Here is a 26,050-nt window from a genome sequence, read left to right as displayed (position 1 = left end):
TAAATGCACCCGTAGATTCTACTCCTATGATAAAATCATCACTATCTAAAGATAACTCAGCTAATCGTTTGAGTAGTTCTCTAAGACCTAAAATATCTGAATATATCCAAAACGGTTTAACAGCAAACTCATTAGTATCATCTAAGATACAAACATAATGTTTCTCTTTCGCAACATCAATCCCAACGTAATACATAATACACCTCTTGTAGTTAGTTTGTAGATCTCATAGCTTCGTGTTATAAAAGGTAAAGAGTGTTAATCTCCCCTTAGCATCCTATAGATGATTTTATAAAGCTAACACAAGACGTTTTATGTGCTGGTACTTAAGTCCAAAAAGGAAAGAAACCTGTTTATTATTAGCTTTTGTGAAAACTATGAGTCTTTAAGAACACACAACCATATTTTAACTATTTGGTTGATAAATATATTATACGAAGGATATACATGTTCGGTAAATTTTTTAATTTTTTAACCGGTAATAAAACAGCTGAGCGCGTTCATAAGCAGTTGGACGCTCATCAAACATTTAAAAAATCTTCCATTATGAGCGTGGCGGCAGAATTAAAAACCGTAGGGCTGGAGAGTAGGGTATACAGAGAAGAGTATCGCTTGTCTCTTCGTCAGGCAGAGATCAGAAAACAGATGGATGACGCACAACACCGGCAAGATGTCAAGATGATGCAGCTTGCACATGAGAAGGCTCAAGAACTCATAAAAGAGTATGAGACTCTTTTAGTGGATTATGAAAAACTTGCAAACATTAAAAGAGAGATAGCAGGACTTAGTCATATTAAATACGAATCTCAAAAAAAGTTTCAGGATGTGACTGCTACACCTGATCCTCATTTTCACTATTAAGGAGACAAAAAAAATGAAAAAGACAAGCTTGAGCTCCCTTGCCATATTATTGTCTCTATTGTTTGTTCCAAATTCTCTGAAAGCCGTCTGCTGCGGATGTGCTATAGTTCAAGCTATGATGTGGGAGCTAAATGCGACAGTTCATAAATCGGTAGAAGCTATGGACGAAGCGCTCGCTCTCGACTTTAATATCACTGTTATGGCCGACTCTAATATTTCTAAGCAAGAGGCGCTTAAAAGAGAGGAAGAACTAAAAAAATCAATAATGATTTCAAAAGAAATTGTCGGTTGTTATGAAGAGATTAATTTCATACTGGAACAGACAACCAGTATAGAAGCAGTAACTAAAAGCGTGGAGCTAATTAATGAATTTGATGCTGTAGAAGAGGAGACAGAAAGATGAAAACGAGAAAAATAAAAAATACAGATATGGCAAAACTTAGTCGCATAAAAAACATGCTTCAAAGTGAGCAAGAGACTATTAATGCAAACTTGCAAATACTAAGACAGGAGCGAGAAAGCCGCCAAGAGCCTTTAAAAATAAATGCCTGTAACGATGTTGCTGCCCTCAATCCATTCTATTTTCTTATGTTAATAGCTCAAGAAATAAAAAAGATGCACACTCAAGAACTGGAGAGAAGACTTGCAGATGATCTTAAGAAAAAAATAGAAGGAGACAATCTTTTAAGTGCAGTAGTTGATAGAGTAGAAATAATTCAAAAGGCTACAGAACATGAGCTTGACGACTTTTTGGCCAAAAACAATGTGCTTGACATATTAAGTAATGAAAAAATCAGTCAAATGTTAGATGCGAGTTTTGGAATATCTGCAAAAAACGAACAAAAACATACACAAAAGGAGATATATGATGAGTCAGACACCCACACATACTGAAGACAATGCAAAATATGAAAAGCTGCAAGAGGCAATTCTTGTAAAGTTTATAAAACAGACGGAAGATAGATTGAACAGTTATGAGCAAAGAATCGAAAATATGATACAGACCGTAGGCAATGTTAATGAACTTGTGCTTGAAATTACTGACATAATGTATAGAACTTCAAGCGCAAATACGCAGCTTGAGATAGATGCGAAAATATCAACGGCACTGGAGAAATTTGAACTTGAACAATATTCAAAAAAAGATACTTACAAAAAACCGTTTTCGGTGCTTAACGCCACGATTGCGGTTCTATCTGTTACAGCTGTTTTGATAGTGGCAAAGGAAATTTTGTTTTAAGTGCCAGTATAAATGTGCATAAAAAGATATGCTTAAGTATTATAAACAGATCAAGCCTAAGAAGCAATCTGCTTTTTGTATGCAGTTGTTTCTAAATAAGTTTAATCGCGGTTCCTTGACCATGGTAGTAGTGGTTTACTTCTGAAGCTATACGGTTAGTGGTTCTACTATGTGATACAGTTGTTGATGCGGAATGATCAGTTTTAAATCCAACAATAGCATCAGCACCCATTTTATAGGCTTGAATGTATATTTGTTCTCGATTACTTGACTCACTTGAATGATTTTCTACCACCCCTAAAGTTTCAAATTTTATATCATTTCCTAGTTGATTTATTGATGTTATATGAAGAAAATTTTTATATATTTTTATCTCCAATTCTTCTAGTGAATAAGGCGACTTTTCTTTACCTAATGTACCTAATGCATAAGAAATATCATATAAAGCATATAGAATTAAAAAAAAACTAACAACTGACAAAAAAAGCTCTGCATCTCGTGAAGTAGATGCAAATAAATAGATCATAAAAAAAAGTATAAGTATGTGCTTTATTATTATTTTAAATATTAATTTTGTCTTCCAATTAGGATCTTTTTTTTGATTTGATTCTTCAATTTCTTGTTTTTGTTTTTCTAAGAGTTTAGAAGCAGCTTCCTTTATTAATTGAAAATCAATATGTTGTAATTTTGGATACTCCAAATGTGTTGGTACGCTTATAGGTGTGGCATATTTATTTGATTTAATTTTTTCAGTACTATTTAATATTGACTCTATAGTCACAACCCAATCCTACTTTTTTATTTTTAAAATTTAAATTTTATGAATAGTCTTATTCAACATTTATTTAGTTGAATTTCGACTATTCATAATTATCAGTGCCTATTCCAATTTGTCGTTTTTTAGGCAATGTTTGAGTGTTTCAAACATTACAAATACTATACATCAAAAATAATAAAAAAGCAATAATTAGAGACCGTTAATAATTATAACCTTCCATCTCATTTTTCAATTTTAATATAAAATCCTCATCGCTATCGTTAAATTCAAGCTTCTCAAAATCAGTCCATCCTTTATTAATAAGCATTTGTGCAATAAGCTTAATCTCTTCATCATCGCTATATTCTGCTTCTATTCTTTGTGCACTGTCTATAATTTTGGAATCTTTTGAACTGATAACAATATGGTCGCTCTCTTTTTTAATAAAGTACTTAGATAGGTCCATGTCCGCATCTATGTCGTATATCTGTTTAAATATCTTGTTTTGGTAAGAATCAAAGAATTTCAGATTTGCTAAATTACTTGCAAGCGCTTCTTCGGGCAAATGCTGCTTGTTTGAATCCATAAGCTGCCTTGTGATCTCACTCCACGTAGTGTCTATCTGGTTATAATATACACTATACTCCTTGCCTTTAAAATTAAATTTAAGACCTATGTTTTGCCGTTTTCCGTTGATATTTTTACTTTTAAAACCGATACCGTCATAGCCGCTTTTTTGTAAAAACAGTTTGAGCTCACGTTCATTTCTTGCATACTTTAAAGCTTCTTGCAAGTCCTTTTTTACGGCTTCATTAAACGTTTCAAACGGTCTCTCTTTTTTACTCTTCTTTTTTGCCTGCATGCCGGAATAATCAAACTCCATTACTTCAAGATTGTAGCCTCTTGCTGCAAGTTCCCCTATAATAGTTGATTGAAAACCGTTGCAGTACTTTATATAATCTCTTGATAAAAAGTTATCTCTATCATTAAGTCTCTCAAGTGCTCTCTTGTCTTTTCTAGCTATTGCCTCTAATGTTTCGCTCATCTGCTCATTTAACGGTATCGGATAGAGCTTTGATATATCATTGCCTCTATACTCAAACGATAAATCATTCTCAAGAAGCCTCTTTTTTAAATTGTTCATAACTTTGATATAAAACTGTAGATTTCCAGTCTTTTGTGTATACTCCAGCAAAAGATCTAAATTATTTGTCATATCTTCGCTTTTGCGGTTGACATAGTTAGAAAACACTTTATCATTCATTTTCTGGGTCCACCAGGAAAAATTACTGCATTTTTGCATAAGACCTTTATATCTATTTGTTCCGTGTTCTTTATCTTCTGCAAAATGAAAAACCAAACCATACTTGCCGGCTTTCTCTTGTAAATGTTTTTTAAGATGATAAAAGCTTCTGCCCATCTCTCTGTTTGAAAAAAGAAAATGAAAATGAGGCTCTATGTTATCAAACTCTGCATCAGAATTAAACGACCGGTTATGATATGCTGCAAGCACATCATCTTTTAAATTGAATCTCTTTGTAGAGTAGTACTCTTTTTTATTGCCGTGCCTATCCGTATATGTTCTTGTTTTTACTCTAAATTCATATTCTGTATTTGTAATCTCATCCAGCAGATCTCTCATGACTTTATTGATCTTGTCTTTAGTGTTATGGCCTTTTACAATAAGTTGAGATGTATCAATGCTACACTTAAAATGATGCTTGTGAATAGTAGAGTTGTACTCTTTTATGTCATTCTTGATTGTATCCGCATGGTCTAGGATATGCAAATCAACTCTAAAATTCTCTTTCATTATCATCTCTTTCAAGCTCGACGACAGTTGAGCATATAGCAAAAAGTATAGAAAATTATATCATAATTTTTTTATGCCCATACCTGATTATTAATATTCAAGTTTGTTTCAATTATTATTCAATTTATTTCATATATATTCAACTAAGGTAAATAACATTCAAAATAAGGAAAATAAATGCTATAATTAGTCAAAATTATTCAAATGGAGTCAAATATGTCTTTGGAGGAATTTTTAACGAATAACGAGCCAAATAAGAGAAAAAGCGTATTTGAAAAACATAGGGATACTATTTTTACACTGCTGGAGAAAGAGTATTCTCAAAAGCAGGTTATAGAGTATCTTAGAAGTGTATCAAAAAATAAAACAGGTATTACTGATTCAAATTTGAGCAAATGGCTCAAAAGAAACAAAACCAAATTACAGTCTGATCCTGAAAAAATTATCTCGATAAAGCCATTGATAAAAACAGTTAATTCAGATGAAAAGCAACAGCAAAAGAGCAATACTGCAAAAAAAGAAAAAAGTTATCATGATATGACAGAAGAAGAACGTCGAGAAGAGACAAAAAAGAGCTTGCATGAAGCAGTAATGACTATGTATCCTAAGCCGGCTTATTTAGGCGATATAAATAAAGAGTAATTAACTATTTTTTTGAATAATCCCCAAAAATACATCTACAGCTTGTTTAGCCATTAGTTCTTTTTGATTGCTATATCTTTGTGTAGTTGTGATTTTAGAGTGTCCCAGAGCTTTAGAGATATGCTCTAACGGCACATTATTATTCACAAGCGTAAATCCTAGCAAATGTCTAAAATCATGTATAGTCATCTCTTCTATTCCTACATCTTTTCTAATGCGGTTCCATACTCGAACTGGAAATGTAAAATATGGTCTATCTGTTTTTGGATTTATAAAGATAAAGCCGCTCTCTTTTTTATCTAAGTATTCAAAATGTGCCAAAAGCTCATCATCAAGAGAAAAAGTAAGATTTTTTCTTACTTTAGATTGAGAGTCTCGAATATTATAAGTTTTATTTTCAAAGTTTAAATCAGACCATTGCATACTTAAAACTTCTCCGGCTCTTCTGCCTCTGAGTAAAAACATAAACATAACTCTATATTTATTATTTGCAATATTCATAATTGCTTCAAAAAGAGCTTTTACTTTATTGTCAGGTAAGTTAAAATATTTGTTTGGGTCGTAGTCCGGGAACTTCAAACCTTTAATTACATTTTTAGCAATAATGCTCTTTTCTATTGCATCATTGAAGATTGGAGAGAAACAAGTTTTTACGGTTTCTATAAAACTTGGTTTAGATCCATTCTTAACCATAATATTTATTACCTTTTGAAAATCGTCTTTTGTAATCTGCTTGAGCTTTTTTGACTTCAAATGTTGCGGTATATGGTTGCGGTAAAATGATTTATAGACAGTTATTTTTTTAGCGGATAACAAATTGCCGCTCTCTTTAAAATCCATATACTCATTAAAATATGAGTCAAGTGTCGGATTATCCTCTGCTCTTATAGAGTCTCCGGCTTTTATTTTTTGTATGAGTTCATTTCTCTTTTGAAAGGCTATAGAGGGGTTTGTTCTTATTGTATCATTAGAGTACCCGACTATCTGTTCCGTGTTAATAAGACCTCTTATATTTATTCTGGCAATGTAGGTTTTAACCTTTGTTTTAGGCTCTTCTTTATAGTAAATACCTGCAAATTTTGTTTTTATCAAATCAGACATTTTTATTTCTACCTTGTTTAAAATCTTACCGCAACATTTACCGCAACATTTTATCAGTATTTAGTAGTAAATGGATATATGGAAATTGTAACAAGTAAAACATAGGGGAAGCTGAAAGTGCCTAAAATAAGTAATTAGTAGTAATAAATAGTGGTGCTCACAACTGGACTCGAACCAGTGACTTTTACCTTGTCGAGGTAACACTCTACCAACTGAGTTATGCGAGCAAGAGCGAAATTTTACCAAAAAATTCTTAAAGTAAATTTTCTGCAATTAACCTATTGGAAAAGTTATTAAAAAATAGAATTGATGCTCGATATTTACTTTTAATTTATGTTTATTAAGTGTATAATTCCACCCATAATTAAAAAGTACCATAAGGCAAGTTATGAACTTAACCGAGTTAGAAGAGATAGGCTTAAAAAGTGTTGGTAAGATTTATCATAATCTAAGTTATGATGAACTAATTCGACATGAGATTGAAAATGATGAGTGTGTTGTAACAAAAAAAGGTGCAACAGCTGTGGACACGGGAATTTTTACCGGTCGCAGTCCAAAAGACAAATATTTTGTAGATCGTTATCCGTCAAATCAATATATCGCTTGGGGCGATGTAAATCAAAAGATCAGCGAAGAGATATTCAATGAACTTTTGGATCTCTCAAGAGAGCAACTCTCTGGAAAAGATCTTTATATAACTGATGTTTTCAGCGGTTCAAGCGAAGCTTCAAAAAAATCAATACGTTTTGTAACAGAGATAGCATGGCAGTCTCACTTTGTTAAAAATATGTTTATCCGCCCTAATGAGGAAGAATTAGAGAACTTCAAGCCTGAGTTTACGGTACTAAACGCTTGCAAAGCCGTTAATGATAAATGGATGGAGCATGGGCTTAACTCTGAGGTTTTTGTCCTTTTTGATATTGAGAACAATCTGGCTATTATCGGCGGTACATGGTACGGCGGCGAGCTGAAAAAGGGCATCTTCTCTATGATGAACTACTGGCTGCCACTAGAGGGCAAGCTCTCTATGCACTGTTCTGCAAATGTCGGAGAGCGCGGTGATACTGCACTTTTCTTCGGACTTAGCGGTACAGGAAAGACTACTCTCTCAACAGATCCGCACAGAAGACTTATCGGCGATGATGAACATGGATGGGATGATGAAGGTGTATTTAACTTTGAGGGAGGCTGTTACGCCAAGGTCATAAACCTTGACGGCAAGAGCGAGCCTGAGATCTATAACGCCATTAGGCCTGGTGCTCTGCTTGAAAATGTCGTCATGTATGGTGACGGCGAGGTCGATTACGAAGACTCAAGTAAAACAGAGAACACCAGAGTCTCTTACCCGATAGAGCATATAGACAACCACGAACCATCTTTGGGCGCGGGTCACCCTGAAAACATAATCTTCTTAACTGCGGACGCTTTTGGCGTTCTTCCTCCGGTATCAAAACTTACTCGTGAACAAGCAATGTACTACTTCTTAAGCGGATATACTGCAAAAGTTGCAGGAACAGAGCGCGGTATAACAGAGCCTGTAGCAACATTCAGCGCATGTTTTGGAGAGGCTTTCTTGCCGCTTCACCCTACGGTGTATGCCAAGCTTTTAGGTGAGAAGATCGATAAACACGGCGTAAACGTATATCTTGTAAATACAGGCTGGACAGGCGGTGCTTACGGTGTTGGTCACAGAATGAGCATCAAAGACACTCGTGCTTGTATAAACGCGATACTAGACGGAAGCATAAAAAGCAGTGAGTTTGATGTAACAAGAACGTTTGGTCTTCATGTTCCAAAGACTCTAGGAGAGATAAATCCTGAGATCCTCAACCCTCGTAATGCATGGGCTAATAAAGAGGAGTTTGACAAAACTAGAGATACATTGGCTGAGATGTTTATAGAGAACTTTAAAAAGTATCAGAGTGAGGACAGCGAATTTGACTACTCTGCAGCAGGACCAAAGATAGAGAGTTAAAAAACTCTCTATTTGACCTTTCTTTTCGTCGCGTGAGTCATATATAACCATAAAGCCCCACCAAGCACAACTAAAACAATAGGCGCGATCCAAGGCTTTTGACTTATTGTCTCGGCTATATTCATCAAGAAACTTCCAGAATAGTAACTTCCAAGCCCAAAAGCAAGTGCCCAAACTCCTGCACTTAAAACATTAAGAATGGCAAATTTTTTAAAGTCATATTTGGTTAGACCGATCGCTATTGGAATAAGTGTCTTTATCCCATACACAAATTTTTGAAAAAGTATTATCCATGAGCCGTTTTTCTTCATCATGATGTGTGCAAGGGCAAGTTTTCTTCTATGTTTTTTTAGACCGTCCATCATCATTGTTTTTTGGTATCTTGCCATATAAAATAGTAAAAAGTCGCCAAGTGCGTTTGCAACAAAAGCGATAAGAATAGATGTCGTCAAGTCCATTTTGCCCATAAAAGAGAGGACCCCTGCTGCAATGATCGCTACAAACCCTCCGCCAAGAGAGTAGAGGAAAAGTCCTATATATCCGTAAGTAGCAAGATTGCTAAATGTATCTTCCATCAGTTTTTGTCCTATAGTTTTTTAATTTTTGTTATCTCGTCACGAAGTCGTGCAGCCTCTTCAAAGTTTAGCTCACGAGCTGCTTCTTTCATCTTTAGTGATAGCTCTTTTACCATCGCTTTTCTCTCTGCAGGAGGAATTTTATCCATTTTTTTATGCTTTTGGTAAATACCGCCGTAATCTTCTACTTTGAGATTTTCATCAAGTTTGCGGATGGTAGTTGTCGGCGTAATATTATGCTCTTTGTTGTACTTCTCCTGCATCTCTCTTCTGGCATTAGTGATGTCAATAGCTTTTTGCATAGAGGAAGTGATTTTATTTGCATACAGAATAACTCTGCCGTTTGCATTTCTAGCACCTCTTCCGATCGTCTGGATAAGTGATGTCTCGCTTCTTAAAAACCCCTCTTTGTCGGCATCCAATATTGCTACAAGACTCACTTCTGGCAAGTCAAGCCCTTCACGCAGAAGGTTGATCCCTATGAGAACGTCAAATTCGCCAAGACGCAGTGAGCGGATTATCTGATTCCTCTCAATCGTATCAATATCTGAGTGCATATATTGCACTTTTATTCCAAGATCTGCGAGATATTTCGTAAGTGCCTCTGCCATCTTTTTTGTAAGAACGGTTATTAAAACACGCTCATTTTTCACTGTGACCTTTTTTATCTCATCATGTATATCTTCCACCTGATTTGTAGATGGTTTTATCTCCAAAACGGGGTCAAGAAGTCCAGTTGGACGGATGATCTGTTTTGCTATAGTGCTTGACATCTCAAGCTCGTACAAGGAGGGCGTTGCAGAGACAAAAAGGTAGTGAGGAGCTTTGTGTATATACTCATCCAGCATCAATGGTCTATTGTCAAGCGCACTTGGCAGACGAAAACCGTAATCTACAAGAACCTCTTTTCTTGCTCTGTCCCCTGCGTACATTCCTCGGTATTGTGGAAGTGAGACGTGTGACTCATCAACTATTACGAGATACTCTTTATGGTGCAGAGCAAAGTAATCAAGCAGAGTGTAGGGTGCTTCTCCGGGTTTTTTGTTTGTGAGCAGTCGTGAGTAGTTCTCTACACCTTTACACATTCCCGTCGTTTGCAGCATCTCAAGATCAAACTCTACCCTCTGTTTTAGGCGCTGATACTCAACTAGTTTGCCCTCTTTTTGAAAGTAAGCAAGCCTCTCGTCAAGCTCCTCTTCTATGCGCTTTATCGCAACTGCCATTTTCTCTTGGCTAACACTAAACTGCGAGGTTGCGTAGATGGTAAACTGTTTATGCTCTTCAAGCTTTTTGTTATCTATTACATCAAAGGTATAGATTGCCTCTATCTCGTCACCAAAAAACTCTATGCGGATAGCCTCTTGTTCAAAGTAGGGCGGAAAAACATCTAGAGTCTCGCCGTTTACGCGTATATGCCCGCTGTCGAAGTAGGTATCGTTTCGACTATAGCCCATTTCGACAAGGCGAAGAAGAAGCTTTTTTTGTGCAATTGTGTCGCCTATGGCAATGGACTGCACCATATTTTCATACTCTTCAGGGTCTCCCAAACCGTAGTTTGCAGAGACGGAAGCCACGACGATAACGTCATCATAGCTGAGAAGATTTGCGGTTGAGGAGAGGCGAAGACGCTCAAGCTCATCGTTTATGGCGCTGTCTTTTTCAATAAAGAGGTCTTGACGCGGGATGTAAGCCTCGGGCTGATAGTAGTCGTAGTAGGAGACAAAATACTCTACATGGTTGTTTGGAAAAAATTGTCTAAACTCAGAGTAGAGCTGAGCAGCAAGAGTTTTGTTGTGCGTCATTATGATGGTCGGCATCTGCACTTTTTCTATAACACTTGCCATTGTGTAGGTCTTTCCGCTTCCGGTCACGCCCTCTAGGGCTTGGTAACGGTTCCCTTTTAAAATAGAATCGCTTAGGGTTTTAATGGCTGTAGGCTGGTCGCCTGCAGGCGAATAATCTGAATAAACTTTAAATTTTGACATGTGAAATTATAGCGGATTTGGGGTTATCTCAAACTCTCAATGTAGTTTAGTTGACAATGGCGTTATGCCACTGAACTAGAGTCAGCCTGTAGCCGTCTTTTATGGGCAGTACTTCATGGCTATATATGGGGTTGCTTGGAAAAACTATCATATCTCCCGCCTCCGGGTAGAGTTTTATCTGCTTGCCTTCTGCATCGAAGAGATAATTAAAAACCAGTTCTCCGCCGCTAAAACTGTACTCCTCACGGCTATGGTTTTTATGCGGGGTTGTAAATAGAACTGTGGTGATCTTGCGTTGTGGTGCCACCTGAACAAAGCCTACCGTTCTGCCATGGGCATCTACCAGCTCGTTTGAATCATCCGAATGTTTTATATAAAATGACCCTTTTGTGTATTCGAGCGCCTGAAGAGTTGTAGATGTAGTGAGTGCTACGCTGAAGAAGCGCTCAATTTGGGGCTGATATATTTTAAAGTTCTCTTCATAGAGCCCCTGATGAAGTTCAGATAGTTTATGAATGAGAGTCTTTCTGATGCTCTCATCCACGCTTGGATCTACTACACTGCCCAAAACTCTTGTCTTTACCTTTGCTTTTTCTCCCTCTGAGGTGTTATAGGCGTACTCCGAGATCTCATGGCAGATCGCTTTTGAGAAGAAATTTTTAATAATAAGATATGGATAGTCATAGTATGGATTTGCTAACAGACGCATTTCAAGTTTTAGTTCTGCGATGAAGTCGTCGCAAAATATGTGGTTGCTTATCTGGTGCATTTGGCTACTTTGCAAACCTATGTTTAAAAGAGGTTTTGTTATGTAATTTATAATTTTAGAATTGTATCTGAGTTAGAGTAAATTGTGATTAGGAATATTTCAAAAAAATTAAAAAAATCTTAAAACTGTTATGTAGTTAAAAAGTGATAAGAAACATAAAAGTTAAATCGGATAAAATTACTCTGATTTAAAAATTTAGAGCGTAACGCGTTCTTACCAAAGGAAACCAAAATGAAAAACATCATTTTATTAATCGCATTGACATTAGGTGCTCTTCAAGCAGACAACGTAGTCCACTACGATACAAAAGAGGCTAAAACTCCCATTAGTAAGCCTAACCATCCAAGCTCAGATATTTATTAATATCTAAAATTTTATTTCTCCTTCTAAAATAGGTCTTTTGGCCTGTTTTAGTGACACTCTTCAAAACCCCCTAGATTTTTCTTTTCATAAAATAGATAGCCAAAAAAGCTATAACCGACAAGGAGACCATTAGTATTAAAACGCTGTTTGTTCCCGATAATCCATCTGAAAAAGGCAAGCCGCTGGTATTCATCCCAAAAAAGCCTACTATCAGATTTAGAGGCAAGAATATTGCAGAGATAATGGTAAGTGCAAAGATCGAGCGGTTTATTCTCTCGTTTGTCTGAGTTGTGTAAAACTTGTAGATATAGTCAAGTTTTGAGAGCTGTAGTGAAGCAGAGCGCAATGTTCTCTCAAGGTGCTCATGAAGATCTAGGTAGTGGTTCAGCGGAAAATCATCACACTTTTTATAATATGCAATCGTCTCATCCATGGTCGAAGATGCATGTGTAAGTATTCTCTCGATTCGCACGATATTGCGTTTAAGTTTTAGCCATCTGTTCATAAAAGAGTTTGTAGCTTTGTTTAGGTAGAGACTCTCCTCTATATCCTCTATAAGATCGCGGTAACTATCAAAAGCTTTTAAAAGCTCATCGACTATACCGTCTAGAATCTCATAAGGGGCTTCAAAGCGGCTTCCCAAGGGCTTGAGCTCTTTTTTGTCTCTCATATATAGATAGCTATTCTCAGGTGTTATAATAAAACCCGTAGAGGTAACTTTCATCTCATCTAAAAGAACAGGGAGCCTGAGGATTAACATCTCATAACCATCATTTTCATCAAAAATAGATGGATGCGTTTCGTTTTGCAAGTCTTCTATATGAAGGTTATCTACCAGATTATGTACATTGCTCACTGTTTTCCTTTTATATCTTAAGTTATATACAGATTTTTTAAAACCTTTATCATGCTCTCAACGGCAGTTTTAGTAGTAGTCTCATGGACTGTGTGGTAGCCTATTGTCGGGATCTGCAGGGTAGTTCCCTGAATCTCCCCTTTTGTTGCGTGAATAAGTCTTCCAAGCTCTGTAGTTCCAAGAGAGCTGATAGTGCCGTTCTTAGCCATTTTAGCTTTTAGGTAGCTGTCTTTAAAATCATATCGTATCTTGTTCTTTATAGCTATCTGCTTTATCCTATTTTTTAAAGGCGATCTAAATACGGCATTTGAATCTCTGTTTCTCATAACTATATCTATATTTCTGATCTCATCGAGAGTAGGGTATGGGCTTGTGTCAAGGACAAGCAGCTCATCTGTTTTTATATCAAAACGTCTAAACCACTCCAGCAAAAATCTCCAGCTTCTTCCAGCCTCCTCAGAAGCGGTAAAAAAAGCTGTCCCTTTATAACCGACGGCATACATATATATAATGATGGCTATACTTACGACATTGTCAAGCTGTGCCGAGATGAGGTCATCTTTTATCTCAAGTTTATCGGTAAAAGCTATCGGTGTTCCTGGAAAAAGATAGTCAAAACCCTCTATTTTAAAGATAATGTTCTTTCTTCTTTGGCATAAAAAAGCATCCTTGATGGAGCCAAGCCCCAAGTAGGTTCCAGACCAAGGTTCGTACGCCTGAACTTTTTCATCGACAAATCTTGCAGTAAAGTTGTGAAGAAGCTGCTCAGAGCTTGAATCACCCGTCAAGTCCGCCTTGTTTTTTGCAATAAATGCAGCATACTGAAATTCGTTATGCCCAGTGCAGATAAGACCGTGTCTGTCGGCGTGAGCAGAGATGTAGCCACTCTGCGGGTCACTTCCCTTTGCGATAAGTACACCGTCGTAATACTCGACCTTTACGCCCAGCTCTTCAAGCTCTCTTTTTATAAACATAAAGAACGGGTGTTCCTCTCCAACGACGCTTGGTATGCGGATAAGTTGTTTTAATATATCGTAAAATAGTTCCATGATTACTCTATTATATCCTCGTTGTTGAGTTCAAAAAATTCGCTCAGTTCGGTTACGTTCTCATTGAAACGCTCGATCTTGTTCTCTGCCACTTCAAGATTTCTAAGTTTTGCTATATGAAAGATGGCATCTCCCTCTTGCACAAGCGGTATTTCAGATTTACCGATAATAACACCGTCATACGGCGCGCTTAGCTCAAAACTGTTATCTCCAAGCGGTTCATCAATAAAGGCGATGATCTCATCTTTTCGCACCGTATCTCCTAGAGCCTTTATGGTTCTAAGCATTCCGCTCTCGCTTGAGCGTATCCACTGGCTGTTTCTTGTGATTATAGGATTCTTCATGCTTCTTTTCTTTGTTGCTTTTGGCAGCATACCGTTTTCTCTAAGTACGCTGACTATTCCGTGAACTCCTATTCTTATCGAGGTTTCATCAAACCTCAGAGCCTCGCCCGCTTCATAAAGAAGTATAGGTATCCCCTCCTCTTGAGCAACTGCCCTCAAAGAGCCGTCTCGAAGCTCTGAGTGAAGAACAACGGGAGCTCCAAATACTTTTGCCAAAGAAAAAGCGTACTCGTTGTCTATGTTCGTTCTAACTTGGGGAAGATTTGATTTGTGGATCGAGGCGGTGTGAAGGTCTATGCCGAGGTCGCACTTTCTTACGACCTCGTCAAAAAATATTTTTGCCACTCTGCTTGCCAGAGAGCCCTTTAGACTCCCGGGGAAACTTCTGTTTAAGTCTCTTCTGTCAGGCAGATATCTTGAGAGCGTCATAATTCCATAAACATTTACAATAGGAACAAGCAACAGTGTGCCTTTTATCTTTTTTAAAATGCTTAGTTTTCTAAGCCGTCTTATTATCTCTATGCCGTTTAGCTCATCTCCGTGAATCGCCGCGCTTATAAAAATAGTAGGACCATCTTTTTTTCCTCTTATTACGTGGATCGGAAGCTGAGTCGGTGTGTTGTAGAGTTTTGGGAGTTCAATATTTACGGTTAGGTTTGCACCTTTTGGTATCTCCTGCGAACCTAGAAAAAAATTTGCACTAGGCATATGTTAAGCTCCGATACTATCTTTTTTTAGTTTTCTTTTTTTTGAACTTGCCCCATTTTTTGGAGTTACGTTTTTCTCAATATACTCCATGATCTTTCCGGCTATATCTATCTGTGTGGATTTCTCAATTCCCTCAAGTCCGGGTGAAGAGTTTACTTCCATTACAAGCGGACCTCTTGATGATGGGATCATATCGACTCCGCAGACTCCAAGACCCATCGCTTTTGCAGCTGCAAGTGCTGTTGCTTTCTCTTTTCTTGAGAGCTTGTGTGCAGTTGCGCTTCCGCCCTGATGCAGGTTTGAGCGAAAGTCACCTTCTGCTCCCTGTCTTTTCATTGCTCCGACAACTTTTCCGCCTACGACCAAAACTCTGATGTCGGCTCCGCCGGCTTCCTCAATATACTCTTGAACAAGAAGGTTTACATCCATCCCGTAAAATGCGTCCAGAACCGATTTTGCCGCCTTTTCGCTATCTACCAAAACAACTCCTACACCCTGAGTGCCCTCTAATATTTTTAGTATAAGCGGCGCTCCTCCGCTTAGCTCTATGACATCTTTAGCGCTTGATTTGTTTGAAGCAAAAACGGTCTTTGGCATATCTACGCCGTTTTTTGATAAGATCTGAAGACTTCTTAGCTTATCTCTGCTTCTTGCAATAGCTAAGTTTCCTGATGTCGAAAAAGCGGACATCATCTCAAAGTGTCTCACCATTGCAGTTCCGTAAAAAGTTCTACTTGCTCCGATCCTTGGAATAATAGCATCGGGTGCAGGAAGCTCTTTGCCCTGATAGTTCACTTTTAGCTCGCCCTTTGCTATTTCGATACTGCACTTTAAGTAGTCTATGACCCTGACTTCCCACCCTTTTGCCTGCGCTGCTTCAACTAATCTTTTTGTAGAGTAGAGCTCTTTGTTTCTTGATAATATATAGACTCTCATATTTTTTCCTGATTTATATTTTTTTTGTTAGATACTCTTTTGAAACATCAACTAAAAATTTGTTTGCCAAAAACTTTTTGCCGATCAACATAGGGTACTTCATATCCGAACGGTTAGTAAGAGATATAACTGTTTTGTAGGTTTTGCCGAAGAACTCGACATTTACTTTTATGGATGGCCTGTGTTGAAGTTCTCCGTTTGAACTGCGCACTTTTTTCATTGCATACAGAGGAACCGCCATCTTTTTGTCACTATATGCGGGATGTACTTCATCAAGCAGCCTAAAGTGGACGATGTTATCTTCATCTACGGATATATCATCGCAGTGAAGGGCATTTGAGTCGGCACCGGTGTCGATCTTTACATCAAGATCATAAAGATCCAGATCAGGGATCGAGATAAGCTCTCTAGTACCGATAATCTTTTTTTCTGTCATTAAATCAATCCGATGTTTTAAGCAGATTATATCATATATGAGCGTCAAGAGCATTAAAAAAAAGAGGCTTTCTTAAAGTTACTTTTAGCAAAAAAAAACTCATTTGAGAGTATAATTTTGCATAAAATAAAAGTTTAGTTATGGGTAGTAGTGGCTTTATGCTAGAAGAGATTAAGCCCTTGAGGGGGTATGAACTGTATTTGTTAAGAGGGCAAATATGACTTTTAAAGATTTAGAGTTTATGTTAGAGTTAAACGGTGTAATGAGAAAGGATGTTGATTACATTTTGGACTTTAGCAGAAAAAACGGCATAGATGTAGAGCAGATCGATGATGAGCTCAATAAAATGGGGTATGAGAGAATTATCGAAAACGAGCTTGAGAGTTCATGGGACGATGAAGATGACGAGTATGAACACGTAGAGAAATTCTCACATAGAAACAAATATTCAGACGATTATGAATAAAAAGATACTTCGGTAGCATATAAAAAAGCTACCGATAAATAGATGTTTACTTCTCGCTTTTGACTTTTGGCTCAAAGAGAGTTCCAAGAGTATGATTATCCTCAAGCAGAAAAGATTTTGCGGCACTCAGATCAAACCCGTTGCACAGAAGCATTCTTTTTCCGCGCTTTATTAAAAAATCAGCAGCTTTTAGTTTTGTCACGATCCCGCCTGTCGCAAATTCGTTGTTCGCAGTCGAGGTGTCTGCTAGAGCCTCTTTTGGAAGTTCATTTACGGTTTTATAGAGTTTTGCGTCTTTGTACTCTTGAGGATTTTTAGTGTAATAGCCGTTAATATCGCTAAGTATGACCAGCAAATCTGCTTCTACGGCATAAGCTACATTTGCAGAGAGCTGGTCATTGTCTCCAAAAAGCTGCTCAGGTGTAGATGTAATATCGTTTTCATTTACTATAGGTAAAATATCGTTCTCCAGATGCGCATCTATGATCTCTTGAAACATTTTAGTACGTTTTCGTGAGTCAAAATCATCTTCTGTAAGTAAAATTTGCGCCGTTGTAATATCATAAATATCAAATTTCTTTTTGTATGCGGTCATTAAAATAGGCTGTCCCGCAGCCGCTAGTGCTTTTTTGCCGATCTGTTTTCTTTTGTCAAGTTTTAAAATAGAATATCCCGCAGCGACTGCCCCCGATGTTACTAATATTACGTCATACTTCTTTTTAAGCATAACAATAAGTGTAACCAGGTTTAACATACGCTCCTTCGCAATATGATTATTCTCCGTCAGGACAGCAGTACCGACTTTAATAACAACTCTTTTCATTAATTTTCCTTTGTTTTTCGCAGCTCGTTTATAATCAACTGAGCTTTTGGCCCCAATTGTAACAAGTTAAAGGTTTAGTTTTTATTAGTTTGAACACTAAATGAGCAGAGCCCATTTAGTTACGCTAGCCGCTGTGGGACAAAACAAAGTTTCTTTAGAAAAGTTTGCCGCGCTAAGCGGCAGAAAATTTATAAAAAAATTTAAAAAAAAACTAACGCAAATGGGAAGAAAAGGTTAATCTCCTACACTAAATTATGATAGAATTATGTTCAGATAACGATTTATAGGACTGTTTTATGCAAAACCAAACTACCTTGGCAAAATTAAGCGAAAAGATCTCATCTATTGTCGAGAAGCACAACTCTCTTAAAGAGGAGAACGAGGCGCTTAGACTCGAACTTGTAAAATTAAAAGCCGAGAGTGAGATAAAAAATCAAGAGATAGCAAGATTGATAGAACAGAATGCTCAAAAAGAGCTGGAGATAGAGGCTATAGTAGAAAAATTAGAAAGTATAATGGTTTAAAAATATGAGTAAAAAGCTTGGTTTAAATATTGGCGGACGTCGTTTTGATGTTGATGTTGAAGAGAGTTTTGCCATTTTTTTGCAAGAGCAGATGAGAAAAGATTTCAATGTAGAGGGCAACAACGACCTAAAGACATTGCTTCAGGCTTATGTTCGTAAAAACCACGAACTTTTTCTCCAAGAGCAGAGGATAGAAGAGATCACAAAAAAATTAGAATTTTAAGACAAAATTTATTATTATATAAGCTAAGAGTGATATAATTTCGGTCTCTTTAATAGAGATGGTGTGCGCTCGTAGCTCAGCTGGATAGAGCACTGGTTTGCGGTACCAGCGGTCACACGTTCAAATCGTGTCGGGCGCACCATTAAAAAACTCCCTCAACAACGAACTTTCAAAGAAATTTAAAAAGTAGAAAAATTGTTTAAGTTTTGTACTTGTCCCACTTTAAGTCCCACTTTTGAAAAAAAATAATTGCCCTTTATTGACATTTTTAATAAAAAAACTATATAATTATGTTCATTTCATGAATAAGCCAAAAGAATTGGCATACATGGAAAGAAAAAAAAGAAGTAAAAGTTAGGTTATAAAACACACAAATGAAACGGAAACACAAGCTTTAATTAGTTGAGTGTTGGTCTCTTGCAATGCATGTTTCCGAGCAAACTAAAATTATAAAGTTCACAGTAAATATGTATAAGAGTTTGCATAGAACTAAAATAAAAAGTGCGCTACTTACCTAATTGCTTTATTGGTAAGACAAATTTTTGCTGATTTGTAAACAGAACAAATTGTTACTTTAACAACATGTTGAATTTAGACAATATGTTTCAAAGAGTCGACAATATCTTGGCGAGAATAAGAGCCAAAACTGATTTGTTGTTAGAACAAAAAGAGTTTTCAGAAGTAGACCGAAAAGTTCTACTAAAACTTGCAAAATCTTTAGATAGATTTTCAGATGCAATACTAATGATTAAAGGAGGTGCATCATGATAAATAATAAAGGTTTCAACATTCGTTAATTACGAACAATATAGTCTGTCAAGCACGTAAATGTATAAAAGATGGGAATCTTAAGCAAGACCCATCATAGATAAGAATAATTTGTTTAAACAAATGTAAAATATGAATGATTTATATTTCGATTTGATGTTTATCCAGATTAGTAAGCCTTAATGAAAATAAGTGATTAATAATATCAGATGAGTATACTTAAAAGTTCAGTATGCTCATGCTATTTAAGAAGTTCTTTTTGAAGTAGCTCACATAATTCTTTTGTGCTGCTTCCTTTATCCTGCATTAATTCTACTTTTTCAATAATTTGTATAGTATGTTGATTGATAGCAGTATTGTAAGCATCTTTAAATCGTTTAAAATCTTCAGTATTGATGTATTCTTCTGGCATTAATGTTCTAAGATATATTTCTGCGGTGATAATTTTTGATAGCTTTGCAAGTTCATCATTTAAAAATTGTTGATGAAATTTTTCTTGAACTATTTTTAATATCTCATTCTCAATATCTTTAAAAGTAAAATCTTTGTCAATAAGGTCTAAAAATTTATCCTCCTCACAAGATGATAAATACTCTTTTTCATTATAAGAATTAAAAATCTCATTTGCAGGTCTTCGTTGTGTGATTTTGTTCTCCGCTCTTTTTTGCATCCTATGATTATGTTTGTTTCTTCTCTTTGTTAGATTATATTGGGATTGAGATTGCTCTAGTATTATACAAGGAAACAATTGAGGAAAAAGTTTAAGGGTTTTTTCTATAAAGTAATCTAGTATTTGTAATTCATAGCTCGATAATCCATTTACATGAATCATTGTTTCTAATGTTTCAGGCGTAAATTGTAAGATACCTAATTTATTCAGTATTTCAGTATTATCGTTTGCTTCTAATTCTGTAAAATTATCAAAAATATTTATCACTTTTGACCCTTCTAAAAACTTTTTGTTATTAAATCAGAGAAGCTAATCTAATATTTTTTGCAGTGATATGTTAGCACAAAAGTACACCTTGTAAAAGGAACTGCAAAATTACAGCTAATGGCTAAATAGACATTGACCTAGCTGCTTAGTTGAATTTGCAAGTAACTCTCTAGCACAATTTAATAATAATGTCAAGTATAGCATAGTCAACTTTGACCGTCCCTGCATTCCCTCCAAAATCTCTGAACGGTACAATAACGACATCAATTGATAATTCAAAGGCGCCTTAAAACACTTAAAGGACAAACAAGATGAAAGAGAACCAAAAGCGATGGTTAACACCTGTTGAATTTGAAGAGGAATTTGCTATTTGTGTTGAAACGCAGAAAAAAATGAGAAGTGAAAAAAGAATACCATATAGCAAAATTGGACGGAAATTTGTTAGATATGATCGATTGAAAATTGATCAGTGGTTCGAAGAGCACGAGGTAGTAGGTTATGAACAATAATTTGAAACACAAACATTGGTTTCCACATCCTGCCAACCTAAGAAATGAAAGAAGAATGAAGCGAGCAATGAAAGATTTGGATCTGTTGGCATCAGAGTTTGAAATAAGTTTACCAATATTGCAAACTGTCATTACAAGTTATGGTTTTTTTGAACTTTTTACAACTGATGATGGAGAAATGTTTGTATCCCCATTATTAAATGGTTTAATGGTACCTTATATTGAAAAACAGAAGAAGAATCAGATTGCTGGGCAAATATCTGCAAAAAAAAGAAAATTAAAGCAGGAACAACAACTTTTAGAATTGAGTCAATTACACTCAGTTCAAGACATGTTAAACGGTTCTGAGACACATGTTGCACATAATAGACAACAAGAGACTAAAGTAAAAGAGAATAAATCTCTCTGGTTGCATGATTTTCAGTTTTTCAAAAATTTTATAGTGAATGCGTACAAAGATCAAATTGTATGTTACGGTGCTTTGGATTTTAAAACCAGCACAGGGATAAAAGTCACTACACAAGGCTATCTGTTTAATACACATTCTATGCAAGATTTGTCACCTGATGAAGCCAAAAAAGCTTGGAAGTGGATGTTTGAAAATCAAGATAAATTGTGTGAAATTGAGGTGCAGGATGAGTGAGTCTTTGATAGAACAATTTACAAAGATGAATAGAGAAGTTCAAAACCAAAAACTTAGACTTTTTGCACGAGTGGACACGAGTACAAAACTAAAAATTCTTGAGCGACAAAAGCCAATTTTTCACAAGCTCAGGAGTTCTTATAGCAATGTTGAAAATGCAATACTAACGTTAGTTAGCTTGATTTTGGCGATTGATGATGTTTTAAAAGAGCTTGATACCGTAAATCTTAATGTAATCAAGCTAAAAAATAAAAGCGTCAGGCAAAAAGCAAAAAGAGACAAACTGTTCGGATACTGGGCTGTTATTCGTACTTTAAAGTTAGAACAAGATCTTAGTTTTAGACAAATTGCACAGTACCTCAAAAAGTACCACAAATTAGAGGTCGCACACTCCACGCTTTATAAATTCTGGAGTGAGCTAGAAACCATAAAAAATGAAGCTAAAGGAGAAAATTAATATGGATGAATTAATCAAAAGAGATGATACAAATATGCCGGAGCCTACTGTTGTGGCACTTAACAATCATATGGAAATAGGCATACTAAGAGGCTTTGAGATTGATGTCAAAAACACTAAAAAATATATGAGAAATGTCCTTTTTATAGTAGGCAATGAGGTTATTACAGATAATTTTGCAGACACGATTTTGTTGAAAGAGGAGTTAAAACTGTTTGACAAAGGCGATGAGCAAAACACATTTTTTAAAGTTGTACAAAGAGAGTTAAACGGTAAAAAGGTGATTAGCTTGGAGCTTTCTTTGGACGATGGTAAAAAAATCTATATCTCAAAATCCGAAGCAAAAGCTATTGTTGATATCTGGAATATGGCGATGCAGGGATATTCGTTTGCAAGGATCCTAGAGTATGAAAACACTCAGACGCTAGAGAGTTGGACGGATATGCTATATCAAAGCAACTTATTAAAGCTTGGAAAATAGTTATGGTCTTATATATTTTTATCTTTGTTGCACTCCTTGTTTACCTCTTTTTGAAATACAGAAAAATAGATACTGAGTCAATTAAAAAGAGGGATGCACCTATAAAAACTTGTACTAGCAAGGCGGCTTCTCCGCCTCACAAACACTATGTTTTAGTTGGTGATAAAAGTCCCATGAAATACTATTTTTACCCTATTTATATATTTCACTCAAAAGAGTCTCTTGAGCTATATAAAAATATTATCGTTGCGTACGCGATGATCGAGGAGCCGTTTCACACGACTTTTGTTCATATTTTGCTTTTTTTGGATAAAAATGATGACTTTATCAAAAGTAATCGTACGCAAGAGTTTAAACTCAAGATAAGAAACAGTGGTGAGAAAGGGAGTGCTTATTTGGTATACTCCATAAAAGAGCTGATTTTTAGGACATTGTTGAGTCTTTTTCAAGACACTCAAAGCAAATATGGTAAACATACAATGCAAGCGCTTCTTTTAGCAACGGCTTTTGTCTATATGCAAAAGATGAGACAGTGGCAGTATTTGACTAACGAAACTAAAGATGAAGTTGAACAATGCACCTTGGTAGCACAATCTTTTATGAAAAACGAAACATGGCAGAGAGAATATGTGTTTCAAATGATTAAAAAAATAAAAGAGTATGATGAAGAGTTCTCTTTTATCAACTTTTATTTTGAGAGCGCAAAACGCTTTGCGCAAGAGTACCCTTATGTTGAACATCACTATCATGAGCAAAAGTTATTGCCTAGCTTTAGCACGATAACGCCTTCTCGAAAATCTCTTTATGCACTAAAAGATTTTGGTGTTTGATAGAGTTTGTAGAGGATTTTAAACCTCTACAAACTGACCACAAATCTCATCACTATATTTTTGCGGTAATTGCACATCAGTCGCATATTTTTTAAAGTTTGACACAGCACTGCGCATTGCATCGATGATACTTTTATACTCTTTAACTCCATGCTTTTTTGCAAGCTCTTCAAGATATTTTTTGCCTGGATTCTTGCCTTCTCCAAGATACGTTGTGCTATGTTCACCGCCTGGACCAAAAGAGAATGTCAAATCATACGCAGGTGCAAATATCCAATTATTGTTTTCATCTAAAAGATAAGAGAAGTTTTTGGCATGATCATCACGGTTATGTGTGAGCAGATTAAATACCGCTAATCTATACACCTTTAACACCTCGCTCATATCTTTTGTAAGATTAAGAGTAAGTTTTAAAATGTCGTCATAGTCAATACTTGGCAATCTAAAATCGCTATGAACTAACCCTGCTAATGAGTGGATGTGAACTCTCTTATCACCGCTTCTATCGAATCTCTTGATGGCGAAATAGCTATTTTCTTTACCTTGAAGCAGTTTCGTTTCGCTTATATCTACACCCGCATCTTTTGCCATAAGAGAGTAGATATACTCTAATTTCCCAATATGTGGGCTATCTGTACTTCCTGCAAATTTGACCATATAGTGCTCAAATCCATCCACAAGAGGTTGATTTGATGGGAGTATTTGAGCATCTTTATTTATCTGCACCATGATTTTTGGTCTTGCACCTGCGCTTGAGCCGTTGTTTGCTATGAGAGTTTCGATATTTTTGGCACTTACACCTTTTAAAATCTCTTGTGATGAAAGAGCTAACTCATCCAAATTTATTGTCTCTTTTGCACTTACACCCTCCATAAGCGGCTCATAACTTAGCGCCCCTGTACCAAATTCACCTATCATCATAAGTCTATCAAGCGGTGAAATCTGAGCAAAATTGACCCCTTGACTCATAAGATGTCTGTCAATCAGCAGCTTTCCCCAGCCATCAGGCAATGAATCTGCAAAAACTCCAAACAATCCATCAAATACTCTATCATCACACACTTTTACACCTGTACTAAGAGGAAGTTTGTATGGCGAGAGTTCAATTCCTGTTTTTAAAAAGTTACCATCATATTCAAAATATATCTGCCTCTCTTTCAAAGCAAGTCGCCCGACTTTGAGTTTTTGAGATTGTGTGTGCAAATAAACATTGACAACTTTGATGCTCATTTTAACTTGCCTCTCTTTTTTAAAGGTTTCTTTTTGGTTTGAAGCAACTCATCCAAAGAGCTAAAAGAGTTCTCTTTGGTTTTTGCGATATTCATAAAATCATCAAGACAACCTAAAACGACAGAGAGTTTTAAGAGTGACTCTAAAGAGATCTGTGAGCTGTTTTCAAACCTCTTTAGACTCCCGAGACTCACTCCGCTTTTGCTTGCCAAGCCCTCTTGCGTTAGGTTTAACGCAAGTCTTTTTTGCTTAAAGTTTTCTGCTAAGTGTTGCATTACCGATTGGGGTGTGTTTATATTTATAGATAACATATTAACCTCAAATAAACTATAGTGATATTATAGCTAATATTTGATATATAAAATAGTAGTTATCTTCAATATAACTGTTTGAGCAAAAACCATCGATTGAACTATAAAAAAAGTGTTTTTTAGGATGTTTCAAAACTGTATTTTTGAGTGTTTTTTACAAATTTTATTAAAACAGCACTAATTCCCATCTTTTGGAGATTTAAAAATCACTCTCTTTCAAAAAGGAAACCGTAAAAAACATTCGCACCTCTTAGAAAAAGTCAAAACCTTAATCGAACAAATTTCTATGCTAAAGTTTGTTATTAAATTTATGACACATGAAATTAATCGTTGGAGCTCAATATGCCCAAGGGTATATGTACCATCGTAACTAAAAGAGCTAAAACAGATGCAAGTTTTATAAAACAAATGCAGATTGACTAAACAAACTTTGCCTCAGATAGCGGCTAAATCTATCAAAAGTTAAAACAAAAAAAAAGGATAAAAAATTAGAGGAAGCGTCTATTATCAAAGTGCACAATTAGCTAAACAGATCTTTGAAGCCGGAGCAAAAAAAGAGGATAGAATCAATCCTAATAATCCCCATTTTCAAAAGGTCGCCTCTTTTAAAACAATGGAGAGCTATAGAAATATATGGAATAACTTTTTTAACTACTTGCAAGAACACTGGAGCATAAAAGACTTTGAAAAGATATCTGCCGAACATATAGCAGCTTACATGGACTACAAAATAGAGTACTATCCATCTAAACAGTACTTAGAAAAGATAAGTGCCGCACTCGGCAAACTTGAAATCGCACTCAAGCGTTTTGCAAAAAATATTCATGGAGTTGAAAAAGAGTATGATTTCTCTATCAGACAAACCATTTTAGATGAAGCAAGAGATTTAAAATATGTTGTCAACAACTATCATAACCGTGCTTATAGAAAACCTGAACTTTTAATCCATAATTTCAAAAACCCACTCCATCAACTTGCAGCAAAAATTCAGCATGAGGGTGGAGCCAGAATTGAGGGTGTGGCACTTATAAAGACCGAACAACTTTTGGGAACTAAACAAGACAATATTACCAACACTCAAAAGGGCATCATTTTCACAAAAGAAAAAGGTGGTAAAGAGGGAGAAGTTTTAGTATCGCTTAATACATACAATGAGCTTCAAAACTATCTATTACAAAATCCAAAATTTAAAATCAACCGTCAAGCCTACTATGAAGATATCAAACAAGCAGCACTTCTTTCAAACGAAACCCCTGAAGCTTCTCATGGGCTTAGATGGAACTTTGCAAAAAGACGGATGTTTGAGTATGCGCAAGCCGGCTACGGTTATGAAGAGTCGCTGCAACAGGTGAGTTATGAGATGAAGCATAATAGGGCGAGTATTACTTTGCACTACTTATAGTTACATTATTCTCTTTAAATACAAGAGAAATAAATA

Annotated in this window: 32 protein-coding genes and 2 tRNA genes; 17 read left to right on the top strand and 17 right to left on the bottom strand. The window is 36.0% G+C overall.

Annotated elements, in window-relative coordinates; all coding sequences use genetic code 11:
• On the bottom strand, positions 1-196 hold a 196-nt coding region (locus FCU45_RS09045; RefSeq protein WP_137013084.1), incomplete at its 3' end, for an IS110 family transposase.
• A gap of 251 nt (positions 197-447) precedes the next feature.
• Here FCU45_RS09045 and FCU45_RS09040 point away from each other — a divergent pair.
• From FCU45_RS09040 to FCU45_RS09025, 4 genes are read left to right on the top strand one after another with little or no spacing between them, the layout of a single operon-like run.
• On the top strand, positions 448-861 hold the full coding sequence (locus tag FCU45_RS09040) for a hypothetical protein (RefSeq protein WP_137014475.1): 414 nt from the start codon (positions 448-450) through the stop codon (positions 859-861).
• A 13-nt stretch (positions 862-874) separates the two neighbouring features.
• The gene (locus FCU45_RS09035; protein WP_137014474.1) at positions 875-1,264 is read left to right on the top strand and encodes a hypothetical protein; all 390 of its coding nucleotides are present in this window, start codon (positions 875-877) and stop codon (positions 1,262-1,264) included.
• Complete coding sequence (locus tag FCU45_RS09030; RefSeq protein ID WP_137014472.1) at positions 1,261-1,755, top strand: hypothetical protein; 495 nt, start codon at positions 1,261-1,263, stop codon at positions 1,753-1,755. The genes FCU45_RS09035 and FCU45_RS09030 overlap by 4 nt, the downstream gene beginning before the upstream one ends.
• Entirely contained in the window at positions 1,727-2,101 is a 375-nt protein-coding gene (locus FCU45_RS09025) for a hypothetical protein (protein WP_137014470.1), read from the top strand. The genes FCU45_RS09030 and FCU45_RS09025 overlap by 29 nt, the downstream gene beginning before the upstream one ends.
• 91 nt (positions 2,102-2,192) lie before the next feature.
• Here the strand turns inward: FCU45_RS09025 and FCU45_RS09020 are convergent, their stop codons facing one another.
• Positions 2,193-2,882: a hypothetical protein gene (locus FCU45_RS09020; RefSeq protein WP_137014468.1), complete on the bottom strand. Its 690-nt coding sequence runs from the start codon at positions 2,880-2,882 to the stop codon at positions 2,193-2,195.
• 196 nt (positions 2,883-3,078) lie between these two features.
• Entirely contained in the window at positions 3,079-4,671 is a 1,593-nt protein-coding gene (locus FCU45_RS09015; RefSeq protein WP_137014466.1) for a hypothetical protein, read from the bottom strand.
• 216 nt (positions 4,672-4,887) lie between these two features.
• Between FCU45_RS09015 and FCU45_RS09010 the strand changes: the two genes are divergently transcribed.
• A complete protein-coding gene (locus FCU45_RS09010) occupies positions 4,888-5,313 on the top strand; it encodes a hypothetical protein (protein WP_137014464.1) in 426 nt (141 codons plus the stop codon).
• On the opposite strand, the gene FCU45_RS09005 is transcribed toward FCU45_RS09010, so the two are convergent.
• The gene (locus FCU45_RS09005; protein WP_137014462.1) at positions 5,314-6,414 is read right to left on the bottom strand and encodes a tyrosine-type recombinase/integrase; all 1,101 of its coding nucleotides are present in this window, start codon (positions 6,412-6,414) and stop codon (positions 5,314-5,316) included.
• Positions 6,415-6,565: 151 nt separating this feature from the next.
• Positions 6,566-6,641, bottom strand: a tRNA-Val gene (locus FCU45_RS09000).
• Between the two features lie 161 nt (positions 6,642-6,802).
• Here FCU45_RS09000 and pckA point away from each other — a divergent pair.
• Positions 6,803-8,389, top strand: coding sequence for a phosphoenolpyruvate carboxykinase (ATP) (gene pckA, locus FCU45_RS08995; protein WP_137014460.1), 1,587 nt, complete (start codon positions 6,803-6,805; stop codon positions 8,387-8,389).
• A gap of 8 nt (positions 8,390-8,397) precedes the next feature.
• Here pckA and FCU45_RS08990 read toward each other — a convergent pair whose 3' ends face one another.
• From FCU45_RS08990 to FCU45_RS08980, 3 genes are read right to left on the bottom strand one after another with little or no spacing between them, the layout of a single operon-like run.
• Positions 8,398-8,964 (bottom strand): DedA family protein, encoded by a 567-nt coding sequence (locus FCU45_RS08990; protein ID WP_137014458.1) that lies wholly within the window; start codon positions 8,962-8,964, stop codon positions 8,398-8,400.
• Between the two features lie 11 nt (positions 8,965-8,975).
• Entirely contained in the window at positions 8,976-10,949 is a 1,974-nt protein-coding gene (gene uvrB / locus FCU45_RS08985; protein WP_137014456.1) for an excinuclease ABC subunit UvrB, read from the bottom strand.
• Between the two features lie 46 nt (positions 10,950-10,995).
• Entirely contained in the window at positions 10,996-11,718 is a 723-nt protein-coding gene (locus tag FCU45_RS08980) for a 2OG-Fe(II) oxygenase (protein ID WP_137014454.1), read from the bottom strand.
• A gap of 231 nt (positions 11,719-11,949) precedes the next feature.
• Here FCU45_RS08980 and FCU45_RS11835 point away from each other — a divergent pair, with 231 nt between their 5' ends.
• On the top strand, positions 11,950-12,081 hold the full coding sequence (locus FCU45_RS11835) for a hypothetical protein (RefSeq protein WP_281276916.1): 132 nt from the start codon (positions 11,950-11,952) through the stop codon (positions 12,079-12,081).
• A gap of 70 nt (positions 12,082-12,151) precedes the next feature.
• On the opposite strand, the gene FCU45_RS08975 is transcribed toward FCU45_RS11835, so the two are convergent.
• From FCU45_RS08975 to FCU45_RS08955, 5 genes are read right to left on the bottom strand one after another with little or no spacing between them, the layout of a single operon-like run.
• Complete coding sequence (locus FCU45_RS08975; protein ID WP_137014452.1) at positions 12,152-12,937, bottom strand: CorA family divalent cation transporter; 786 nt, start codon at positions 12,935-12,937, stop codon at positions 12,152-12,154.
• A 17-nt stretch (positions 12,938-12,954) separates the two neighbouring features.
• Positions 12,955-13,986, bottom strand: coding sequence for a peptidase M42 (locus FCU45_RS08970; protein ID WP_137014450.1), 1,032 nt, complete (start codon positions 13,984-13,986; stop codon positions 12,955-12,957).
• A gap of 2 nt (positions 13,987-13,988) precedes the next feature.
• Positions 13,989-15,038, bottom strand: coding sequence for a succinylglutamate desuccinylase/aspartoacylase family protein (locus FCU45_RS08965; RefSeq protein WP_188109230.1), 1,050 nt, complete (start codon positions 15,036-15,038; stop codon positions 13,989-13,991).
• A gap of 3 nt (positions 15,039-15,041) precedes the next feature.
• Complete coding sequence (rimK, locus tag FCU45_RS08960; protein ID WP_137014448.1) at positions 15,042-15,974, bottom strand: 30S ribosomal protein S6--L-glutamate ligase; 933 nt, start codon at positions 15,972-15,974, stop codon at positions 15,042-15,044.
• Positions 15,975-15,987: 13 nt separating this feature from the next.
• Complete coding sequence (locus FCU45_RS08955; RefSeq protein WP_137014446.1) at positions 15,988-16,410, bottom strand: ATP-dependent zinc protease family protein; 423 nt, start codon at positions 16,408-16,410, stop codon at positions 15,988-15,990.
• A gap of 217 nt (positions 16,411-16,627) precedes the next feature.
• Between FCU45_RS08955 and FCU45_RS08950 the strand changes: the two genes are divergently transcribed.
• Entirely contained in the window at positions 16,628-16,876 is a 249-nt protein-coding gene (locus tag FCU45_RS08950; RefSeq protein ID WP_137014444.1) for a hypothetical protein, read from the top strand.
• Positions 16,877-16,922: 46 nt separating this feature from the next.
• Here the strand turns inward: FCU45_RS08950 and proB are convergent, their stop codons facing one another.
• Positions 16,923-17,699, bottom strand: coding sequence for a glutamate 5-kinase (proB, locus tag FCU45_RS08945; RefSeq protein ID WP_137014442.1), 777 nt, complete (start codon positions 17,697-17,699; stop codon positions 16,923-16,925).
• Between the two features lie 296 nt (positions 17,700-17,995).
• On the opposite strand from proB, the gene FCU45_RS08940 reads away from it, so the two are divergent.
• The 3 genes from FCU45_RS08940 (at position 17,996) to FCU45_RS08930 (ending at position 18,588) form a co-directional block, all read left to right on the top strand.
• Positions 17,996-18,223, top strand: a complete 228-nt coding sequence (locus FCU45_RS08940) for a hypothetical protein (protein WP_137014440.1) — start codon at positions 17,996-17,998, stop codon at positions 18,221-18,223.
• Positions 18,224-18,227: 4 nt separating this feature from the next.
• Positions 18,228-18,446 (top strand): hypothetical protein, encoded by a 219-nt coding sequence (locus tag FCU45_RS08935; protein ID WP_137014438.1) that lies wholly within the window; start codon positions 18,228-18,230, stop codon positions 18,444-18,446.
• Between the two features lie 65 nt (positions 18,447-18,511).
• Positions 18,512-18,588 (top strand) — tRNA-Arg (locus FCU45_RS08930).
• A gap of 867 nt (positions 18,589-19,455) precedes the next feature.
• Here the strand turns inward: FCU45_RS08930 and FCU45_RS08925 are convergent.
• Complete coding sequence (locus tag FCU45_RS08925; RefSeq protein WP_137014436.1) at positions 19,456-20,151, bottom strand: hypothetical protein; 696 nt, start codon at positions 20,149-20,151, stop codon at positions 19,456-19,458.
• Between the two features lie 311 nt (positions 20,152-20,462).
• Here FCU45_RS08925 and FCU45_RS08920 point away from each other — a divergent pair, with 311 nt between their 5' ends.
• From FCU45_RS08920 to FCU45_RS08900, 5 genes are read left to right on the top strand one after another with little or no spacing between them, the layout of a single operon-like run.
• Positions 20,463-20,660 (top strand): helix-turn-helix transcriptional regulator, encoded by a 198-nt coding sequence (locus FCU45_RS08920; protein WP_137014434.1) that lies wholly within the window; start codon positions 20,463-20,465, stop codon positions 20,658-20,660.
• Positions 20,650-21,303 carry a hypothetical protein gene (locus FCU45_RS08915; protein ID WP_137014432.1) on the top strand — a complete coding sequence of 218 codons (654 nt, stop codon included), beginning with the start codon at positions 20,650-20,652 and terminating at the stop codon, positions 21,301-21,303. The genes FCU45_RS08920 and FCU45_RS08915 overlap by 11 nt, the downstream gene beginning before the upstream one ends.
• A complete protein-coding gene (locus tag FCU45_RS08910) occupies positions 21,296-21,760 on the top strand; it encodes a hypothetical protein (protein WP_137014430.1) in 465 nt (154 codons plus the stop codon). The genes FCU45_RS08915 and FCU45_RS08910 overlap by 8 nt, the downstream gene beginning before the upstream one ends.
• 1 nt (position 21,761) lies before the next feature.
• Positions 21,762-22,241, top strand: a complete 480-nt coding sequence (locus FCU45_RS08905; RefSeq protein WP_137014428.1) for a hypothetical protein — start codon at positions 21,762-21,764, stop codon at positions 22,239-22,241.
• A 2-nt stretch (positions 22,242-22,243) separates the two neighbouring features.
• Entirely contained in the window at positions 22,244-23,071 is an 828-nt protein-coding gene (locus FCU45_RS08900) for a hypothetical protein (protein ID WP_137014426.1), read from the top strand.
• 18 nt (positions 23,072-23,089) lie between these two features.
• On the opposite strand, the gene FCU45_RS08895 is transcribed toward FCU45_RS08900, so the two are convergent.
• Both FCU45_RS08895 and FCU45_RS08890 read right to left on the bottom strand, forming a co-directional pair.
• The gene (locus FCU45_RS08895; RefSeq protein WP_137014424.1) at positions 23,090-24,301 is read right to left on the bottom strand and encodes a type II toxin-antitoxin system HipA family toxin; all 1,212 of its coding nucleotides are present in this window, start codon (positions 24,299-24,301) and stop codon (positions 23,090-23,092) included.
• Positions 24,298-24,576, bottom strand: a complete 279-nt coding sequence (locus tag FCU45_RS08890) for a helix-turn-helix domain-containing protein (protein ID WP_246032281.1) — start codon at positions 24,574-24,576, stop codon at positions 24,298-24,300. Before FCU45_RS08890 ends, FCU45_RS08895 begins: the two co-directional genes overlap by 4 nt.
• Positions 24,577-25,225: 649 nt before the next feature.
• On the opposite strand from FCU45_RS08890, the gene FCU45_RS08885 reads away from it, so the two are divergent.
• On the top strand, positions 25,226-26,014 hold the full coding sequence (locus FCU45_RS08885) for a hypothetical protein (protein ID WP_246032280.1): 789 nt from the start codon (positions 25,226-25,228) through the stop codon (positions 26,012-26,014).
• Positions 26,015-26,050 lie beyond the last annotated feature (36 nt).

The sequence above is a fragment of the Sulfurimonas crateris genome (assembly GCF_005217605.1).
In the GTDB taxonomy this organism is placed as follows: Bacteria; Campylobacterota; Campylobacteria; order Campylobacterales; family Sulfurimonadaceae; genus Sulfurimonas; species Sulfurimonas crateris.
The sequence above is the reverse complement of the archived record's forward strand: the minus strand, read 5'-3'. Positions and strand labels throughout refer to the sequence as shown.

What these genes read in the sequence shown, in the direction of transcription:
- FCU45_RS09040 (WP_137014475.1), top strand. Translation starts at nt 448, where the DNA reads ATGTTCGGTAAATTTTTTAATTTTTTAACCGGTAATAAAACAGCTGAG.
- FCU45_RS09035 (WP_137014474.1), top strand. Translation starts at nt 875, where the DNA reads ATGAAAAAGACAAGCTTGAGCTCCCTTGCCATATTATTGTCTCTATTG.
- FCU45_RS09030 (WP_137014472.1), top strand. Translation starts at nt 1,261, where the DNA reads ATGAAAACGAGAAAAATAAAAAATACAGATATGGCAAAACTTAGTCGC.
- FCU45_RS09025 (WP_137014470.1), top strand. Translation starts at nt 1,727, where the DNA reads ATGATGAGTCAGACACCCACACATACTGAAGACAATGCAAAATATGAA.
- FCU45_RS09015 (WP_137014466.1), bottom strand. Translation starts at nt 4,671, where the DNA reads ATGAAAGAGAATTTTAGAGTTGATTTGCATATCCTAGACCATGCGGAT.
- FCU45_RS09010 (WP_137014464.1), top strand. Translation starts at nt 4,888, where the DNA reads ATGTCTTTGGAGGAATTTTTAACGAATAACGAGCCAAATAAGAGAAAA.
- FCU45_RS09005 (WP_137014462.1), bottom strand. Translation starts at nt 6,414, where the DNA reads ATGTCTGATTTGATAAAAACAAAATTTGCAGGTATTTACTATAAAGAA.
- pckA (WP_137014460.1), top strand. Translation starts at nt 6,803, where the DNA reads ATGAACTTAACCGAGTTAGAAGAGATAGGCTTAAAAAGTGTTGGTAAG.
- FCU45_RS08990 (WP_137014458.1), bottom strand. Translation starts at nt 8,964, where the DNA reads ATGGAAGATACATTTAGCAATCTTGCTACTTACGGATATATAGGACTT.
- uvrB (WP_137014456.1), bottom strand. Translation starts at nt 10,949, where the DNA reads ATGTCAAAATTTAAAGTTTATTCAGATTATTCGCCTGCAGGCGACCAG.
- FCU45_RS08980 (WP_137014454.1), bottom strand. Translation starts at nt 11,718, where the DNA reads ATGCACCAGATAAGCAACCACATATTTTGCGACGACTTCATCGCAGAA.
- FCU45_RS11835 (WP_281276916.1), top strand. Translation starts at nt 11,950, where the DNA reads ATGAAAAACATCATTTTATTAATCGCATTGACATTAGGTGCTCTTCAA.
- FCU45_RS08970 (WP_137014450.1), bottom strand. Translation starts at nt 13,986, where the DNA reads ATGGAACTATTTTACGATATATTAAAACAACTTATCCGCATACCAAGC.
- FCU45_RS08965 (WP_188109230.1), bottom strand. Translation starts at nt 15,038, where the DNA reads ATGCCTAGTGCAAATTTTTTTCTAGGTTCGCAGGAGATACCAAAAGGT.
- rimK (WP_137014448.1), bottom strand. Translation starts at nt 15,974, where the DNA reads ATGAGAGTCTATATATTATCAAGAAACAAAGAGCTCTACTCTACAAAA.
- FCU45_RS08955 (WP_137014446.1), bottom strand. Translation starts at nt 16,410, where the DNA reads ATGACAGAAAAAAAGATTATCGGTACTAGAGAGCTTATCTCGATCCCT.
- FCU45_RS08950 (WP_137014444.1), top strand. Translation starts at nt 16,628, where the DNA reads ATGACTTTTAAAGATTTAGAGTTTATGTTAGAGTTAAACGGTGTAATG.
- proB (WP_137014442.1), bottom strand. Translation starts at nt 17,699, where the DNA reads ATGAAAAGAGTTGTTATTAAAGTCGGTACTGCTGTCCTGACGGAGAAT.
- FCU45_RS08940 (WP_137014440.1), top strand. Translation starts at nt 17,996, where the DNA reads ATGCAAAACCAAACTACCTTGGCAAAATTAAGCGAAAAGATCTCATCT.
- FCU45_RS08935 (WP_137014438.1), top strand. Translation starts at nt 18,228, where the DNA reads ATGAGTAAAAAGCTTGGTTTAAATATTGGCGGACGTCGTTTTGATGTT.
- FCU45_RS08920 (WP_137014434.1), top strand. Translation starts at nt 20,463, where the DNA reads ATGAAAGAGAACCAAAAGCGATGGTTAACACCTGTTGAATTTGAAGAG.
- FCU45_RS08915 (WP_137014432.1), top strand. Translation starts at nt 20,650, where the DNA reads ATGAACAATAATTTGAAACACAAACATTGGTTTCCACATCCTGCCAAC.
- FCU45_RS08910 (WP_137014430.1), top strand. Translation starts at nt 21,296, where the DNA reads ATGAGTGAGTCTTTGATAGAACAATTTACAAAGATGAATAGAGAAGTT.
- FCU45_RS08905 (WP_137014428.1), top strand. Translation starts at nt 21,762, where the DNA reads ATGGATGAATTAATCAAAAGAGATGATACAAATATGCCGGAGCCTACT.
- FCU45_RS08900 (WP_137014426.1), top strand. Translation starts at nt 22,244, where the DNA reads ATGGTCTTATATATTTTTATCTTTGTTGCACTCCTTGTTTACCTCTTT.
- FCU45_RS08895 (WP_137014424.1), bottom strand. Translation starts at nt 24,301, where the DNA reads ATGAGCATCAAAGTTGTCAATGTTTATTTGCACACACAATCTCAAAAA.
- FCU45_RS08890 (WP_246032281.1), bottom strand. Translation starts at nt 24,576, where the DNA reads ATGCAACACTTAGCAGAAAACTTTAAGCAAAAAAGACTTGCGTTAAAC.
- FCU45_RS08885 (WP_246032280.1), top strand. Translation starts at nt 25,226, where the DNA reads ATGGAGAGCTATAGAAATATATGGAATAACTTTTTTAACTACTTGCAA.